Origin of the sequence: Rhizobium grahamii (assembly GCF_009498215.1) — a bacterium.
Taxonomy (GTDB): Bacteria; Pseudomonadota; Alphaproteobacteria; order Rhizobiales; family Rhizobiaceae; genus Rhizobium; species Rhizobium grahamii_A.
Genome location: NZ_CP043498.1, coordinates 2,517,861 through 2,534,349, shown reverse-complemented (window position 1 = coordinate 2,534,349; position 16,489 = coordinate 2,517,861). Strand labels below are relative to the sequence as shown.

General features: G+C 60.3%; 19 protein-coding genes and 2 pseudogenes. 14 read left to right on the top strand and 7 right to left on the bottom strand.

What is annotated here, in order from left to right; all coding sequences use genetic code 11:
- Positions 1-206: 206 nt before the first annotated feature.
- Positions 207-830, bottom strand: a complete 624-nt coding sequence (locus FZ934_RS12285; protein ID WP_153271295.1) for a TetR/AcrR family transcriptional regulator — start codon at positions 828-830, stop codon at positions 207-209.
- Positions 831-832: 2 nt separating this feature from the next.
- On the bottom strand, positions 833-1,297 hold the full coding sequence (locus tag FZ934_RS12280; RefSeq protein ID WP_058321991.1) for a DUF1348 family protein: 465 nt from the start codon (positions 1,295-1,297) through the stop codon (positions 833-835).
- 321 nt (positions 1,298-1,618) lie between these two features.
- On the opposite strand from FZ934_RS12280, the pseudogene FZ934_RS12275 reads away from it, so the two are divergent.
- The 5 genes and pseudogenes from FZ934_RS12275 (at position 1,619) to FZ934_RS12260 (ending at position 3,888) form a co-directional block, all read left to right on the top strand.
- Positions 1,619-2,394, top strand: a pseudogene (locus FZ934_RS12275) (IS5 family transposase).
- Between the two features lie 256 nt (positions 2,395-2,650).
- Entirely contained in the window at positions 2,651-2,860 is a 210-nt protein-coding gene (locus FZ934_RS12270; RefSeq protein ID WP_183758739.1) for a cold-shock protein, read from the top strand.
- A 120-nt stretch (positions 2,861-2,980) separates the two neighbouring features.
- The gene (locus tag FZ934_RS28140; RefSeq protein ID WP_246737795.1) at positions 2,981-3,193 is read left to right on the top strand and encodes a hypothetical protein; all 213 of its coding nucleotides are present in this window, start codon (positions 2,981-2,983) and stop codon (positions 3,191-3,193) included.
- Positions 3,194-3,317: 124 nt separating this feature from the next.
- Positions 3,318-3,440, top strand: coding sequence for a hypothetical protein (locus FZ934_RS28680; protein ID WP_432443581.1), 123 nt, complete (start codon positions 3,318-3,320; stop codon positions 3,438-3,440).
- Between the two features lie 172 nt (positions 3,441-3,612).
- Positions 3,613-3,888, top strand: coding sequence for a hypothetical protein (locus FZ934_RS12260; RefSeq protein ID WP_153271293.1), 276 nt, complete (start codon positions 3,613-3,615; stop codon positions 3,886-3,888).
- 95 nt (positions 3,889-3,983) lie between these two features.
- On the opposite strand, the gene FZ934_RS12255 is transcribed toward FZ934_RS12260, so the two are convergent.
- The gene (locus tag FZ934_RS12255; RefSeq protein ID WP_153271292.1) at positions 3,984-5,024 is read right to left on the bottom strand and encodes a substrate-binding domain-containing protein; all 1,041 of its coding nucleotides are present in this window, start codon (positions 5,022-5,024) and stop codon (positions 3,984-3,986) included.
- 11 nt (positions 5,025-5,035) lie between these two features.
- Positions 5,036-6,388: an ROK family protein gene (locus FZ934_RS12250; protein ID WP_153271291.1), complete on the bottom strand. Its 1,353-nt coding sequence runs from the start codon at positions 6,386-6,388 to the stop codon at positions 5,036-5,038.
- A 185-nt stretch (positions 6,389-6,573) separates the two neighbouring features.
- On the opposite strand from FZ934_RS12250, the gene FZ934_RS12245 reads away from it, so the two are divergent.
- The 6 genes and pseudogenes from FZ934_RS12245 (at position 6,574) to FZ934_RS12220 (ending at position 12,679) form a co-directional block, all read left to right on the top strand.
- The gene (locus FZ934_RS12245) at positions 6,574-7,386 is read left to right on the top strand and encodes a sugar phosphate isomerase/epimerase family protein (RefSeq protein WP_153271290.1); all 813 of its coding nucleotides are present in this window, start codon (positions 6,574-6,576) and stop codon (positions 7,384-7,386) included.
- Between the two features lie 44 nt (positions 7,387-7,430).
- The gene (locus FZ934_RS12240) at positions 7,431-8,552 is read left to right on the top strand and encodes a substrate-binding domain-containing protein (protein ID WP_153271289.1); all 1,122 of its coding nucleotides are present in this window, start codon (positions 7,431-7,433) and stop codon (positions 8,550-8,552) included.
- A gap of 113 nt (positions 8,553-8,665) precedes the next feature.
- Complete coding sequence (locus FZ934_RS12235; protein WP_153271288.1) at positions 8,666-9,832, top strand: Gfo/Idh/MocA family protein; 1,167 nt, start codon at positions 8,666-8,668, stop codon at positions 9,830-9,832.
- Positions 9,829-11,403, top strand: coding sequence for a sugar ABC transporter ATP-binding protein (locus tag FZ934_RS12230; protein WP_153271287.1), 1,575 nt, complete (start codon positions 9,829-9,831; stop codon positions 11,401-11,403). Before FZ934_RS12235 ends, FZ934_RS12230 begins: the two co-directional genes overlap by 4 nt.
- Positions 11,396-12,330: pseudogene (locus tag FZ934_RS12225) on the top strand (ABC transporter permease). The gene FZ934_RS12230 and the pseudogene FZ934_RS12225 overlap by 8 nt, the downstream one beginning before the upstream one ends.
- Positions 12,331-12,334: 4 nt before the next feature.
- Positions 12,335-12,679: a putative quinol monooxygenase gene (locus FZ934_RS12220; protein ID WP_153271286.1), complete on the top strand. Its 345-nt coding sequence runs from the start codon at positions 12,335-12,337 to the stop codon at positions 12,677-12,679.
- 18 nt (positions 12,680-12,697) lie between these two features.
- Here the strand turns inward: FZ934_RS12220 and FZ934_RS12215 are convergent, their stop codons facing one another.
- Positions 12,698-13,141: a pyridoxamine 5'-phosphate oxidase family protein gene (locus FZ934_RS12215; protein ID WP_153272441.1), complete on the bottom strand. Its 444-nt coding sequence runs from the start codon at positions 13,139-13,141 to the stop codon at positions 12,698-12,700.
- Positions 13,142-13,257: 116 nt separating this feature from the next.
- Between FZ934_RS12215 and FZ934_RS12210 the strand changes: the two genes are divergently transcribed.
- Complete coding sequence (locus tag FZ934_RS12210; RefSeq protein ID WP_153271285.1) at positions 13,258-14,214, top strand: SDR family oxidoreductase; 957 nt, start codon at positions 13,258-13,260, stop codon at positions 14,212-14,214.
- A 190-nt stretch (positions 14,215-14,404) separates the two neighbouring features.
- Positions 14,405-14,692: a PRC-barrel domain-containing protein gene (locus FZ934_RS12205; protein ID WP_153271284.1), complete on the top strand. Its 288-nt coding sequence runs from the start codon at positions 14,405-14,407 to the stop codon at positions 14,690-14,692.
- A gap of 40 nt (positions 14,693-14,732) precedes the next feature.
- Here FZ934_RS12205 and FZ934_RS28555 read toward each other — a convergent pair whose 3' ends face one another.
- On the bottom strand, positions 14,733-15,077 hold the full coding sequence (locus FZ934_RS28555; RefSeq protein WP_348649078.1) for a response regulator: 345 nt from the start codon (positions 15,075-15,077) through the stop codon (positions 14,733-14,735).
- 231 nt (positions 15,078-15,308) lie between these two features.
- Between FZ934_RS28555 and FZ934_RS12195 the strand changes: the two genes are divergently transcribed.
- The gene (locus FZ934_RS12195) at positions 15,309-16,109 is read left to right on the top strand and encodes a Crp/Fnr family transcriptional regulator (protein WP_153271282.1); all 801 of its coding nucleotides are present in this window, start codon (positions 15,309-15,311) and stop codon (positions 16,107-16,109) included.
- Between the two features lie 67 nt (positions 16,110-16,176).
- On the opposite strand, the gene FZ934_RS27805 is transcribed toward FZ934_RS12195, so the two are convergent.
- A complete protein-coding gene (locus tag FZ934_RS27805; protein WP_194273704.1) occupies positions 16,177-16,476 on the bottom strand; it encodes a BA14K family protein in 300 nt (99 codons plus the stop codon).
- Positions 16,477-16,489 lie beyond the last annotated feature (13 nt).

The following is a 16,489-nucleotide window of genomic DNA, read 5'->3' as shown; positions in this document are numbered from 1 at the left end:
CGCCGCCGCTGAAGAACTTTGCAAAGGCATCTCACGTCCACGTCTCCGGCGTCCGAACCAAAGCTAAGGCTCTGTTGACAAGGTTTTGTTCCGTCTCCCTGCGGACGCTTTGCCGAAACTCCGGCCGCTGGCCTTTGACCGCTCATGGAGTGGCAAGATTGCCCGAAATCCTGCCGCTCCGCGTTGTGTTGATATCTCCGCTAATATTAGACAAGCCGACCTTCATTTTGCGGTGAAACGTCGGTTGTGCCCGCGTAGTTAGAGGTATCGTTTTCGATCACCAATCGTCTCCGGAGTTGGTCGATAGCCCGTTGGAAAACGGTTGGATCGTCCATTGCCCGAGAAAGAATAATTGCTCCTTGGATAGCGAGAACTGCCTCTTCCGCGAGGAGGCGCGATTGATCGGCTTCACGGCCCTGCCGAATAAGCGCTGACTGCAATGCGTCCACCCAAGCTACGAAATAACCTCGGATGGCTTGCGCGAAGAGGTCACGCGTATTGGCCACCGCCAAGGCACCGACGAGGCACACGCGCCTGCCGGACCGAAAATATTGGTCCGTCGAGGCGAGCATTGCACGGATGGCACCATTAACATCGCTCTCGTTACGCAACGGGGAATATACGGCATCCTCGAACCATTGGCCGATCTCGCCGAGAACAGCACGCACCATTTCTTCCTTTCCGTTCGGGAAGAAGTGGTAGAGGCTGCCCTTGCCAAGACCGGTAGCCTTGCCGATCAAGGCAAGGCTTGCGCCTTCGTAGCCATGTTCGCGGAAAACTTCGGCCAACGGGGCTATGGCGTCGGCTCTTTCAGCGACCATCCGGGCCATGATTAGAGGCCTAGATCGCTGAGGCTGGCGTGATCATCCGGCCGACGGCCAAGAGGCCAGTGGAACAGACGATCACTTTCAGCAATCGGCATTTCATTGATGCTCGCGTGTCTGTGCGCCATCAGACCGTCCTCTGCGAATTCCCAGTTCTCGTTACCATATGCACGGTACCAGCGGCCGCCATCGTCGCGATATTCATACGCGTAGCGTACCGCGATGCGGTTACCGGTGAAAGCCCATAGCTCCTTTATGAGCCGGTATTCGTGCTCCTTGTTCCACTTACGTGTCAGAAATGCCTGAGCTTCTTCGCGATTGCTCGCGAACTCGACGCGGTTCCGCCAGCGGGTGTCGAGCGTATAGGCCAGAGCGACTTTCGCCGCGTCTCTAGTGTTCCAGCCGTCTTCGGCCAACCGAACCTTTTCGATGGCGCTTTCGCGGGTGAAGGGGGGGAGTGGGGGACGTGACATCTATAGTTCCTTGTTGAATTGATGGGTTTGTACCGAACGGTAATATGTTTACCGATCGGTACAATCTCGTATGAACATTTGGTTGTCAAGTGGCATTTCCGTGTGGCTGTTTGAGATCGATTTGGAGCGGCCCGCGGTAGACTCGTCGGCGGCCGCTACCGACTAGGCCGGAGCGTTCTCACTCTGGCGCGATCGCGAGGGAGGCCGTACGCGACAGCGTATTGTCTTGAAGACGGAGTTAATCTGGCACAGGTCCTGTTACCCAAACTGATTCCCAAGTCAGCGGAAGCGTGATTCAGAACTGCCTTTTAGGAGGCGGTTTTGGCTCGTGGCGACCTGACGGATATGGAGTGGCGGATCATTGAGGGGCTCTTGCCCACCGAACGTGGCAGGAAGTATCGCCCCGCGCACGATAATCGGCTATATCTGAACGGCATGCTGCATGTTCTTCGGGTCGGCTGCCCTTGGCGCGACACGCATGAGCGCTACGGAAAGTGGAATTCGGTCTATGTGCGCTTTCGCCGTTGGGCGGAACAGGGCGTGTGGGATGCTCGCTTGAGACTCTCGTTGAACCGGGGCTGCCGGATGATTGGCAGCACATGATCGACAGCACCAGGGTTCGCGGCCACTCTCAGGCTGCGGGCGCTAAAGGGGGACTTATCAGGAGGCTTTTGGTCGATCACGCGGCGGCTTTACGACAAAATCCACGCCCGTGCAGACGGTCAAGGACGCCCTCTCGGCTTCATCCTGACGGGTGGCGAGGCTTCCGATTACAACGCCATGATCTGCTGGCGATACCAGTCGGCAAGCCGAAGCACTCCCTTGCCGATAAAGGCTACGACGGCGATTTCCTGCGTGAGGAACTCCTGATCCATGAGATCAGGCCGGTCATTCCGCCAAAGGCCAACCGCAAGAACCCGCTTGCCTGCGACTACCGGGCCTACAAGGACCGAAACCGTATTGAGCGGATGTTCAATCGCCTCAAGCAGTTCCGTCGCGTTGCGACCCGATACGACAAGACACGAAAATCCTTCTCAGAATTCCCCGCCCTGGCCGCTGCAAAGATATGGCTGCCATACTTTGTCAACTGGGCCTAGCTTGACGAGCTATATCCCTCGTGTCTGCCTCGATCGCTGCAACCCATGGGGGAGGTGTAGATTAGACAAAAACTAATCGTTGACTTGGTGTTCTCATTGCCTTACTGATGCGTTATCGATCTTTTGCTTGCCGAGCTTTGTTCACCGCGCGATTGGCACCGCGCTCTAAGCGAACTTCCGTTTCAAAAATAGTCGGTTTTTACCCGCGCAGCATCGGCTTCGCGGTTCTTCAATCTATGCTTTGAAAGGGTTCATCATGACCACCGGCACAGTTAAATGGTTCAATTCCACCAAAGGCTTCGGCTTTATCCAACCCGACAACGGCGGCGCTGACGCGTTCGTTCACATCTCTGCTGTCGAGCGTGCAGGAATGCGCGAACTCGTCGAAGGCCAAAAGGTTGGCTTCGAGCTTGAGCGCGACATGAAGTCGGGCAAGATGTCGGCCACAAATCTGCAGTCCGCATAATCGAAATCCGCTTCCCTTTGACCACGGATGTACTGGCACTGCCGGAAGCTATTTCATCAAGGCCAGGCGTTTTGCCTGGCCTTTTTTGTTTCGGCTACAGCCGAACCCGTTGAGGTACTAATGACAGACTCACACAGTAAATCCCGCCAGCGGGCGGAGATAGCCTTCAGTAGCGTGCAAACGCAATTCTTCGCCAGGAGCGGGGCAGTGGAAGAACATGAATCCGTCGCTCGCGCCCGAGACGCGAAGACAGTTCGGTTGCGAGAGGCGCGACTTGCCAAGGAGCTGGCCGATAGCTTGTCGACAGCATCCGCCCGCATCGTGAAACGCTAAACAGCGCGCTGATTTCTGCGAGGATTGCCACCGGGGCAAGAACGAAGAACGCCGGCAATGAAGACGTCTCGGACCGCCACGCTGCATCCGCTGACACCAAAGCGGCTCTTCTTCTGAATGCAAGTTGACCAACCAGGCCGACCGCGCCGCCATCGCCACCGCTGGTGAAGAGCGACGCGTCGAACGCGAGCGTTTGAAGCTCGGTGAGCAAAAGCGCATCGAAATTGACATGGTAGGTCGCCGCTGAGGCGGCAGCAGCCGCCGAAACGCGCGCAGCGCCGGCGATCGAAGATGAGGCGTTACGAAAGGCCGACCGCGACCGGCGCTATGACAATCGCTACGCACGGCGAAGCTAGCTGTTACTGTTACCCGATAGCGTGGCGATGTCATGCGGGGGCACTCAACCGAAGGGGAACCGGATGGCAACGGACACGAGGGAACTCCAGGCGATCAACACGGCCTGGCAAATTGCAATCCAGGAAATTTTGCGCATGGTTATCCGTGACATGTACCATGCCGGCGGCGAGGCCAATTTCCTGTCGCATATCAAACGCATCGAGGAAGCCGCCGTCGACAGCATCTACGCTGATCTGAGACTCCGAGGGACAGATGAGTGGACCGAGGTGCTTGTGAAGGAGCGAGCGAGCAATTTTGTAACGACCCTGCTGACGTCCTTCACCTACGATCGAGCCTGACCGAGGCGTGAAGCTACGTTAGATGGTCATGTGAGGCGATGGTCATCCGGCCGATTCGGGAATCGCGTATCGGCCACTTAACCCCGGAAAGGGCTTCAACTCCCTCTTGGCGGATGCCGGTCCGATCTCTTGAGGCCGACGAGACTGAGCTTGCGGAGAACTTCATGTGGCGCAGGCATGCGCCACACAGTTTGGAAACACTCGACGACATTGCGCGCCGTCACGGCGAGGCCCGGAAGGGCGACCCAGGCCGGAGCGAGGCGTCCGAGCAGGGCGGTGACGGTGATGGAAGCAGCGCTTTCGCCTTGGCGGAATGGCTGCTGGGCGGCAATGGCCACAAGCGGCTCGTTGGCCGCAAGGCTGATTGTGGCCTCCTGGCCAAGATCCACCGTCGCCATCGAAATCTTGCGACCCATCGTTTCGAGAGCCTGGGCGGCCGTCATTGCCGGCGTGTCCCAGACGACAAAGAGTCCGGCAAGTTGGGAGTGGGCTTCGGCAAGCGCCCGCGTGGTTGTTGCGACCCCCGATAGCGCTGGAAAACGCTGTACGTGCAGCGAAACGTCCGGACGGTTGACCTGCATCCATTTCACGAAGGCGATCTCGCGTTCGTTGGTCGCGAAGAAATCGGCGTCATAGCCGAGCACGCCGACCTCGGCGCCCTCCCGCAGATGCGGCGACAAGCCTTCCGCCGCGATCTTCCCGAGCCCGAAATTGTCCGCCGAGACCAGAGAGATATAGTCCTTGCCGGGAAGAAGGCCGGTCGGCACGTTGTCGAGCAGGACGAGTTTTATGCCGGCCGCCGAGACGCGCGAATGGGCCGCCGCCACTTTCGAATTGGCGACGGGCAGCGATATGATCGCGTCAGGCGCTTCGAGGATCAGGCGCTCCAGTGCTTCGATCTGCACCTCCGGGCTGAAGCCGCAATCGATCACGTCGATGACCGCGACCCCGCAATTGCCAAGCGTGCCGACGATGCCCGAAAGCTGCTGCTTGGCCCAGTCGCTCTCAAGCGTGTGCAGCACGATCGCGACGCGGAAGCCGCTTGCCCGTGCCCGCTCCATGTCCTCGGGCAGGAGGAGCACCCGCTCGGGTGCCGACGCGCGCTCGCCGTGAGGGCCAAGACCAGTAATCGCCATTCATTCCTCCCTCACACGTCCGGCGGCCGGACATTGTCTCCCTTGATGGCCTTCCGCTGCGCGATCTCGTGCTTCATCTGCTGGAATAGCGGATGCGCCTGAGGCAGGCCCGACATGATCCAGTCTCGCAGCATTGGTGCTGCGAACAGGCCTTCGGTCGCGACGATGGCGGCCCCGACAAGCCCCGACGAGCTGCCCATCTGGGAGCGGATGATCTGCAGATCGCGGCTGACGAGCGGATGGCAAGCACCGTAGATTGCCTCCCGCGCCGAGGCGAGAAGAATGTCGTTGGTCTGGGCGATCGAACCGGATAACACGATGAGCGCCGGGTTCAGCATGTTGGCGAGCGTCGCGACGACCTGGCCGATCAGCCGGCCACTCTGGGACAGGATCTCGATTGCGGCGGCATCGCCAACCTGGGCGGCCTGAGCGACTTCCAGCGCCGTAATGTCGCCGCCGCGTCGCACAAGCTCGGCGAGGACCGGGCTCGCTCCGTTTTCCGCCGCGAGCCTGCCGTCCTGCGCGATGTGGTCCGATCCCGCCATCGCTTCGAGCGTTCCGGTCCTATCGCCCATCGTCACCGGTACGGAACCGATGAGGCCGACCGTACCCTGAGCGCCGCGAAACAGCATCCCGTCGCTTGCCAGCCCGGCGCCGATGCGTTTGCCGACCTTGACCAGCAGCATTGTGCGTTGATTGCGTCCGGCCCCGGCGTGGAGTTCGCCCATCGTCATCGTTTCGACGCTGGAGCGAAGCCAGACTGGAGCATCGAAGGCTGCAACCAGTGTCTCGACCAGCGGAAAGCTCTCCCAACCCGGGAGGACACCCGGTGTGGCACGCTGAAAAAGCGCCTCGCCGCCGTCGGAAACGGCGCCGGGTACGGAAATGGAGATGCCGTAGAGCTGAGGATTTGACTGCCGCTCGAGAATCCAGCGGAAGAGCGTCACCAGTCGTTCTGCGAGGGCCGAGACCGGCTGAGCGAGTTCGGTCGCCTCGTGATGTTCCATCAGCAGCGAGCCGGCGAGATCGGCAACGCCGACGCCGAGTGCGGTCTGGTCGAGCGTTGCGACGAGAATGCGTCCGCGATCCGCCGAAAACCGCACGAGGCGTGGCGCCCGGCCTCCCGCGGCGGTGCCGAGCTCGCTTTCGTCGACGAGACCCAGTTCGCCGAGCATTCCGAGCCTATCGGCAACGACGGCGCGCCCAAGCTCGCTTTGGCGCTCGATTTCCTGGCGGGTGGTGGCCTGTTCGGTGCGGACAAGATTGAGGATATCGACGAGGCTGGGTGCGGCGGTCTCGGAGACGCGCGGACGGCCTTTGCGGCGCGGATGTCCATCAGTTTGCATGCTCGCCGTCGTCGGCATGGTTTTTCCTTCCTGGCCGCTTCGCCTTCCTTCCCTTGATAAAGCTGCTCGTTTCGACTGGCAACACCATACTTTTGCATTAAAACAGCAAAAGAATGACATGATATGCTGATAAACAATTGACATCGATTTTTCTTCGACGTAAGACGGTTGCAATCCACGACGGTCACTGGGAGGAGGCGCCGATGTCGAACTTCAAGCTCGCTTATCATGCGAATTGCTGGGGCAGCCTTGGCGGGGATGCGGTCGGCGTCACGTCGATCACCAATCTCGCCTACCGGACGTTCGGCGACATGCGCCGCGCCTTCTCTGATATCGCCGCTGCGGGCTACGAGGGCGTTGAGCTTTTCGACGGCAACCTTCTCGATTTCGGTCCCAAGGAGATGCGCTCCCTGCTTGCAGACAACGGTCTCACACTCGTTGCGACCTATGCCGGGGGCAATTTTATCTTTGATGATATCCTGCCGGAGGAGCTTGCCCGGGTCGTTCGTGCTGCCGATCGCGCCGCTGAACTCGGCGCGCCGCATCTCGTCGTCGGCGGCGGCGCGAAGCGCTTCGATGGCATCCGCGAAGCGGACTATCACAAGCTCGCGGCAGCACTCGACCGGGTGAAGGAGATCGCCGAAGCGCGGGGTCTTGCCGCCCACTATCACCCGCATCTTTCGACGATCGTCGAAGGACCGGCGCAAGTGTGCAAGATCTTTGCACTCACCGGTATCAATTTCTGCCCGGACACGGCCCATCTCGCCGCTGCCGGCGGCGACCCCGCGGCGCTGGTCCGCGAGCATGCGGCACGCATCTCCTATGTGCACCTGAAGGGGTTCCAGAGAGAGCCCTTCGCCTTCACACCGATCGATCGCGGCGACGTCCCAACGGACGGGATCATCGCGGCCTTGCGAGAGACCGGCTTCGCCGGCTGGGTTTGTACCGAACTCGATTCCTGGCCCGATCCGCTGGAGGGAGCGAAAGCGAGCATGGCCTATCTTAAATCGGCCTGACGGCCGTGACCGGGGCGGGAGCCCCATTTTCGGGAGGAAAAGTGATGATAAAAAGACGAACTCTGTTAGGCACGGCTGCTGTGCTGGCGCTCACCTTTGCACATGGCGTACCGGCATTCGCGGATCCGGACAGCGCGCTGGCGCAACTTCAGAAGACGGTTCTCTCCAAGGGACCTTCGGGCGAATCTCCGTCGCCGGCCTCCGATGTGACGCTGACCGACGAAGAGCTGACGAAGATCAAGGCGATGAACGCGACGGCTGCGATCGTCATGCACTACGGCGGCAACGACTGGTCGCGCGCCCAGATTAACGGTCTGAAGACACAGTTCGCCGCCATGGGCATCAAGGTGCTTGCCGTGACCGACGCCGGCTTCAAGCCGGAAAAGCAGGTCTCCGACATAGAGACCATCATGGCGCAGAAGCCGAGCATAATCGTCTCGATCCCGACAGACCCTACGGCGACCGCCGGGGCATACAGGGCGGCAGCGGAGGCCGGCACCAAGCTTGTGTTCATGGATAACGTGCCGACCGGTTTCGTGGCCGGGAAGGACTACGTTTCAGTCGTGTCGGCAGACAACTACGGCAACGGCGTCGCCGCGGCACATCTCATGGCGAAGGCGCTGAAGGGAGAGGGCGATATCGGACTGGTCTTCCATGCCGCCGACTTCTTCGTGACCAAGCAGCGCTACGATGGCTTCAAGGCTACGATCGCGTCCGACTACCCCAATATCAAGATCGTGGCCGAGCAGGGCATCGGCGGACCAGATTTCTCGGGCGATGCGGAAAAGGCGGCTTCGGCTATCCTCACCTCCAATCCGACCATCAAGGGCATTTGGGCGGTTTGGGACGTGCCGGCCGAAGGTGTGATCTCGGCGGCGCGCGTTGCCGGTCGAGACGATCTCGCCATCACCACGATCGATCTCGGCGAGAACGTGGCGATCTCGATGGCCCAGGGCGGTTTCGTCAAGGGGCTTGGCGCGCAGCGGCCCTACGACGCCGGCGTGGTGGAAGCCAAGCTTGCCGGCTATGCGCTGCTCGATAAGCAAGCACCCGCCTTCGTCGCGCTGCCGGCGCTACCGGTGACGCGCGAGACGCTGCTCGACGGCTGGAAAGCGGTCTATTCCACCGACGCGACCGACAACATCAAGTCAAGCCTCGGACAGTGACCGACCAGGCCCGGGGCGCGACGACCGTGCCCCGTGCCGAATGATATGATCCGGCTTGCGCCGGCAGATGAACGCGGCTCGTTGCAGCCAACCTCTTTCATTGGAGAAAACTGATGACCAAAGTGATGAACGTCGCCATGATCGGCGGCGGCTTCATGGGCAAGGCGCATGCCATGGCGTATGCTTCCATGCCGATGTTCTTTTGGCCGGCGCCGGCCATTCCCCATCGCAAGGTCGTTGTCGACGTGACAGACGGCATGGCTGAGGAAGCGCGCGAGCGCTACGGTTTCGAAGAAGCGTCCTCTGACTGGCGGGCCGTCGTCAACCGGCCGGATATCGACGTCGTGGACATCTGCACGCCGAACAACGTGCATGCCGAGATCGCCATTGAGGCGGCGAAGGCCGGAAAGCATATCATCTGCGAGAAGCCGCTCGCCCGTACCGTCGAGGAAGCGAGGGCAATGCGCGACGCGGCAAAGGCCGCCGGCATCTTTCACATGGTTGCCTTCAACTACCGCCGTACGCCGGCGGTGGCGCTCGCCAGGAAATATATCGAAGAGGGCCGCATCGGCCGGATCCTGAATTTCCGCGGCACTTATCTGCAAGACTGGTCGGCAGACCCGGATTCACCGCTCTCCTGGCGCTTCCAGAAGAAGATCGCCGGATCAGGTTCGGTCGGCGACATCGCCACCCATGTGGTCGATCTTGCGCACTATCTCGTCGGCCCGATCGCCGAGGTGAACGCGCTGACCACGACCTACAACAAGACGCGGCCCCTCCAGCAAGGCGGCATCGACAAGCTCGGCGCGGCGGAGAAGGCGACTGATGCCGAACGGGGTGAGGTGGATGTCGACGACGAGGTCGTCTCTATGCTGAAATTCGAGGGCGGTGCGATCGGCAGTCTCGAAGCCACCCGTAATGCCTATGGCCGCAACAACTTCATCACGCTGGAAATTCACGGCACCAAGGGCTCGATCCACTTCAATTACGAGCGCCGCGACGAGCTGCAGGTGATGTTCGCCGACGATCCGGGCGATGCCCGCGGCTTCCGCACCATTTATACCGGCCCGGCGCATCCCTATGGCAACGGCCTGTGGCCGATCCCTGGCCTGGGCATCGGTTATTCGGAGACGAAGATCGTCGAGTGCTACGATTTCTTCTCGGCCATCGTGAAGAACCGGCAGCCAAGCCCGAACTTCGAGGACGGCCTGCTGACCGAACTCGTCGCCGACGCCCTTATCCGCTCCGGTGAGACGGGACAATGGGAGAAGGTGGGATGACTGCGAGCGCCGCTGCCGTCCGCATGACCGGCATTTCGAAGGCTTTCGGCGGCGTGCGCGCGCTCGACGACGTATCCTTCGAGGTCCTGCCGGGGGAAGTTCATGCTCTGCTTGGCGGCAATGGCGCCGGCAAGTCGACGATCCTCAAGGTGCTGAACGGGGTGCATCGCCCCGACCAGGGGGCGATCGAGGTCGGCGGCGTGCCTCTGACGACGCATACGCCGGAGGCGTCGCGCGCGGCCGGCATCGCGATGAACTACCAGGAAATGAGCCTGGTCCCGACGTTGACGGTCGCTCAGAACATCTTCCTGACGCGCGAGTGCCGTGACGGAACAGGGTTTATCGATGACCGGGAAGCCGAGCGGCGCGCGGCCGACATCTTCGCACTCCTCGATGTCTTCGTCGATCCGAAGGCCGTGGTCGGCGATCTCGGCGCCGGCCAGAAACAGTTGACGGAGATCGCCAAGGCGATCTCGCAGGATGCCAAGGTGCTGGTTCTGGACGAACCATCGACGGCGCTTGCCGTTTCCGATGTCGAGCGGCTCTTCATCTTCCTGCGCAAGTTGAAGGCGAAAGGGGTGGCGATCATCTATGTCAGCCACCGCATGGACGAGATTGCTCGCATCGCCGATCGCGCGACGATTCTGCGCGACGGTCGCCACGTCATCACTGCGCCACTTAGTGAATTGCCGATCGACACGATGATCGAACATATCGTCGGCCGGCGCTCCAAAGGGCTGTCGGACGTCGAGCGCGGCGAGGCCGTGAAGGGCGAAGTTCTGTTGGAACTCGCGAATGTCAGCGGTCGTCAAAAGCCGGAGAACATTTCCCTGACGTTGCATCGTGGCGAAATCCTTGGGCTTGCAGGGCTGCTCGGGTCGGGCCGTTCGTCGCTTGCCCGGGTGATTGCCGGCATCGACCCGGCCGTCAATGGAGAGATATACATCAAGCGCCGCGCGGTCGCGTTCCGCAAGCCCGGCGACGCGATCGCTGCAGGTGTTGCGCTGGTGCCGGAAGCGCGTGCGACGCAGGGCATCATCCCCGCCCATTCTGTTGCCTCAAACATGATCCTTGCCGTCATTGATCGGCTTTCCACGGGCGGCCTCCTTGATACGAAGGCCGCAAACGAGCTGACCGACGCGCAAATCGAGCGCCTTCGCGTGAAAACGGCGAGCCGCGATCACGCCGTCTCGACGCTTTCAGGCGGAAACCAGCAAAAGGTCGTCATCGGCAAGTGGCTGGCGACCAACCCCGACATCCTCATTCTCGACGAGCCTACCGCAGGAATCGATATAGGCTCCAAATCCGAGATCATCCGCCTGGTGCGCGAGCTTGCCGCCGCCGGCAAGGGCATCATCATGATCTCGTCCGAGCTTTCCGAGCTTTTGACCGCCTGCGACCGCATTCTCGTTATGTCCGAGGGGCGCGTCCACCAAGACCTGGCGCGCGAGGCGCTTGAAGACCCGTCGGTGCCTCGCGATGACCTTGCGCACCGTCTCCAGGCGGCTGAACAGCGGCTGCAGATCGAAATCCAGAAAGCCCTTGCGGTTCAAGAGGTATCCAATGGCTAACGCCATCTTCGCCAACTGGCGCCAGAACATCATCTACATTGGTTTCATCGTCATCTTCCTCGTCTTCGCGGTCGCGTTGGCTGACAAGGGGTTTCTGAATCCCAACAATTTGCTAAACATCGTGCGGCAAACGGCGATGATCGCGGTCATGGCGATCGCCATGACCTTCGTGCTTTCGGCCGGTGAGATCGATCTTTCGATCGGCGCGGTCGCTGGCCTCTCGACCGTCACCGTTGCCATGGCGATTGCCGCCGGAGGTCCGCTCCTCGGCGTCGGGCCGGCATCGCCACCGGGCTTGCGGTCGGCATGTTCAACGGCTGGCTGACCACCCGCATTGGCATTCCCTCGTTCCTCACCACGCTGGCCATGATGGGCATCGCCAAGGGCGTCGCCATGTGGATATCCGCAACGGCGGCGGTACCGATCCTGTCACCCGGCTATGCCTGGCTGTTCGGCGGTGGCAATCTCGGGCCGGTGCCGGTGCTGCTGTTCTGGATGGCCGTGCTTGGCGGAATCGGCCATGTCGCGCTGCGGCGCTCGGGCTTCGGCCGACGGGTGCTGGCAACCGGCGGCGGCGAGACGGCGGCGCGCTATTCCGGCATCGACACGAAGGCAATCAAGTTCAAGGTGCTGGTCATCTCTTCGCTGGCGGCAGCGCTCGCCGGCATGCTCTATGCGGGGCGTCTGCAATCTGGCCGCTTTCAGCTTGGTGAGGGCGACGAACTTTCGGTCATCGCGGCTGCGGTGCTCGGCGGTACAAGCCTATTCGGCGGCAGGGGAACGGTGATCGGAACCATCGTCGGCGCCCTGATGATCGGCCTCATCAACAACGGTCTCATTCTGATGGGGCTCGAATTCAGCCAGCAACTGATCGCCCGCGGCGGCATCATAATCCTTGCCGTCGCGCTCAGCCAGAAGCGGAGCTGATGCCATGACCGTTTCGCTCATTGCGACACTGACAGCCCGCCCGGAAACGCGAGAAGAACTTTTCCGCCTTCTCGTCGAGCAAGTGGAGCCAACCCGGGCCGAACACGGCTGCATAGATTACAATCTTCACGTCGATGCCAGGGATCCACGCGTCTTCGTGTTCTACGAGAAATGGAAGAGCCAGGCGGATCTTGACGCCCACATGGAAATGCCTCACCTGAAGCCGCTGCTGAGCCAGATCGACCGCTTGCTCGCAAAACCGGTCGACATATGGCGGCTGCTTCCGGCGGAGCCCGCTTCTCCTCAACTTACAATGATGACCACAGAAGGGCCGATATCTCAGGTCTGACGTATCGGTTGCGGCAGGCTACCTATCCGGGACGGCGATTTCGCCGTTCTCTTCGCCGTCCCAATAATAGACCGATGAAGCCACCACTTTGAGCAGGACGAGGTCGGTCGTGTCTACGCCTTCCGGAAACCAGCGTTCCAAGCCCGAAACCCAATGTTCCTCGAAGGCCGTTCTGTCTCGAACGATCGACGCCTTTCCCTGAATCGCGATGAAGATGCCCGGTTTACCGAGGAGGCTCGGAGGTTCGGTGAAAGTCAGCGAGACGTGCTCGAATCCTTTGATCTCACCGATTTTTCGAGTGTTCTCGTAGGAAAAGAACCAAGAGTCACCGTCGTATTCCACGTCACCGTTGTTGCTCATCGGACGGCTGGAAATTTTTCCCATGCCGTCGTTCGTCGACAGCATGCAGAAATCGATCTTCTTAATCTTCGATGCAAGGTCTTCGAATCTCATCGTGGACATCGCTGATCTCCCGTTTTCTTGTGCGGGGTATCGTGCGGCAAGCCCGATTGTTCCGCCATGCCGCAAACCTTTTGCTTTTAGCGACGTTAGGCCTTCGAACAACAAGGAGAAGCCAAATGTCATCGGAAGCGACCGCCGCGAAGCAGCGCGAAATCCAGCAACAGGTCGAGAAAGCCGACAAGAAGGAGAAACCTACGGCGGAGGGCGCTATGCAGGCAGGTGCCCGTCGGTATCCGGAGCCACCTTTGCCCGCCGTTCATCAGGATAAGCCCGGTTCCGAAGCAGACCTTCCATTGGCACCGATGTGCGATGCGCCATTTTACAAAGGTTCCGAGAAGCTCAACGGCAAGGTTGCCCTCATCACCGGAGGCGACTCCGGTATCGGTCGTTCGGTCGCCATTCTTTTCGCCCGGGAAGGGGCCGACGTTGCGATCGTCCACCTCGATGAGAGCGAGGACGCGGAAGTGACAAAGGCTTTGGTCGAAAAGGAAGGGCGCAAGTGCCTCGTCATTCGCGGCGACGTGAAGGATCCAGCTTTCTGCCGCAAGGCGGTCGAGAAGACCAAGATGCAGTTTTCGAAGCTCGACATCCTGGTCAACAACGCCGCCTTCCAAGTGCACACGGCGGACATCCAAGACCTTACGGACGCACACTTCGATGAGACGCTGAAAACGAACCTTTACGGATACTTTTATATGGCAAAAGCCGCGATCCCGCATCTGACGAACGGTTCAGCCATCATCAATACCGGATCGGTGACGGGGCTTGAAGGCTCGAAGGAGTTGCTCGACTACTCGATGACGAAGGGCGGCATCCACGCGTTCACGAAGGCGCTGTCCAGCCAGCTCGTGCCCAAGGGCATCCGCGTTAATGCGGTCGCTCCCGGTCCCGTCTGGACGCCGCTAAATCCATCCGACAAGCAGGCGGAGGACGTAGCGAAATTCGGAAGCAAGACGCCTATGCGGCGCGCCGCCCAGCCGGAAGAAATCGCTCCCGCCTACGTCTTCCTCGCGTCACCGCAGATGTCGAGCTACATCACGGGTGAGATTCTGCCAATCGTCGGCGGTTACTAGACCGCCAGTCGTCACGAAAGCAGAGGCACCCACCTTGCCGAAGCGCAATCGAGGCCGGTGTCAGTCGGTTGCCCACGGAAACGCTGAACGCTGCCATTGATGGCGGGAAACGACACCATCGCCGTCGATCTGCCTCCAGGAACAAAGCCGGCGTTTGGAAGTTTTGGCCCAAGTAAAAAGGAGAACCACAATGGATCATTCAAATCATGTCCGTCTGACCGCTGCCGAACTGGCCGCAGAAAACCTGGAAGGCGCCACGGTATACGGTGCCGATGACGATAAGGTGGGATCGGTCGACCATGTTCATGGTAGCAGCTCGGTTGTGATCGATGTTGGCGGATTCCTCGGAATTGGGGCCAAGCCGGTTGCCGTTGCCTTTTCCGATCTCGACTGGATGCGGGATGAGGACGGCGAAATTCATGCTGTTACGAGTTGGACCAAGGATCAGCTGAAAGCCATGCCCGAGCATCGCGACTGAAGACGCTCTCGCAATCCTGTCCGCAGCTTCGTCTCAATTTCTACGATGAACTCTTCAGTGCCACAGTCAGGCAGGCGTGGCACTGAAGTAGCAAGGAGACAAGCAGTGAGCCCGGCCACGAACGCGACTTTATAGGTCGCCACCGGTTAATTCCGCCACGCGCCGAGCCAAGGTGTCGGCGAACTGCATCAGCCAACTGCCGTCCGTTCATTCCATTCGGCGATCCGACGTCGGTTACGAGAAGATCGATATCGGGTCTCGCCTGAAGGATTCTCAAAGCAGTTGGAGCATCCTCTGCCTCGAGAACGGCATACCCCAACTCTTCAAGAATCTCGACCACGACCATTCGGACAAGCGTTTCGTCGTCGTCGACCAATACGGTCATTTGCCCAGATGCTTGAGGTGACGGAGGGCTAGGCGGCAATATTTCATCCTCGGTGGCATCCGCGATGGCGGTCGAAACCGGCAGCGACGACGCAAGCGTTTGTTGCCGACAGCCTGGTGAAATGTCTGCCACCGTACCCAAAAACATGGGTAACAACAGGATGTTATACAGCCGACACATTTCGGCGCGTGGCGCAGGTTCGCCTGCCTCATCCCTCATTATTAAAGTCTCATGCTCGCCTCTGATCAATCGACAATGCAAAACCGGCTTCTGGCGCGTCTGCCCGACGGCGAATTCGATTCCATCCTAGGCCGGCTCGAGACGGTCGACCTTCGCCAGGGCTACGTCATTGTTAAAGCCGATCGGCCGATCGACTACGTCTATTTTCTGTGCAGCGGCATCGGTTCGGTGATTACCGTGTCCTCGGGCGGTCATCAGGCGGAAGCGGGGATGTTCGGACGCGAGGGGTTCTCGCCGACTTCGGCTGGGGTGGGTGGCACGGTCAGCATTCACGAGGTGCTGATGCAGGTTGCCGGGTGGGGTTACAGGATGACGCTGGAAGCGACGATCGATGCGATCGCGCGCCATCCCCATTTCGCCAACCTGCTTGCCCGCTTTATCCAGAGCTTCGCCTCGCAGATTTCCTATACGGCACTGTCGAACGTCAACTATCAGATCGACATCCGGCTCGCCCGATGGCTCCTCATGTCGCATGACCGGGTCGACGGGGACGAGATCGCGCTAACTCACGATTTCATTTCCTTGATGCTGGGTGTCCGCCGACCAAGCGTCACGACGGCGCTTCACGTCCTCGAGGGCGAGAAGTTCATTCGTTCTGAACGTGGGCTGATCACCATTCGTGACAGGCGCGGCATGGAGGAATTCGCCGGCGATTCCTACGGCAAGCCGGAAGAGGAATATCGACGCCTTATCGGCGAATTGCGAGCGGCGTTTCGAACGCCCGTCGGAACTTTGTCGGCAGCGAGCGGTCAGCATTGCACCACGCTAGCACGGAGAAGGCGCACGTGCTGACTGCGCGGCGTCCCAGGACCGCCTAACTGCCATTCCGACGATAAGGTACGAGTCTGGAAATCGAACTTTACCGCGGGGAGCGGCAGGCTGCGCGCGTTCCGCCAGACGAGACGAATGTATCTTCCGTCGGATCATAGGAGCGATACTGTCCCGCGCACCAGCGGATATGCTTGATGTCTGCGGGTGACAGCAGGCTGCCATCGTTGCCCGTGTTTCGGTCTTCCTGGACAAAACCAGCCAACGCGCCGTGCGTTTCTGATGGCGTTGGCCCCGACGAACCAGTCCTGCTCAGGGCCTGCGCCTGTCCGCAAAGCATCGTTGCGACCGCCGACACGTAAAGCACCATGCAGAGGTTTCGCGTTCGCATTTCGATATCCTCA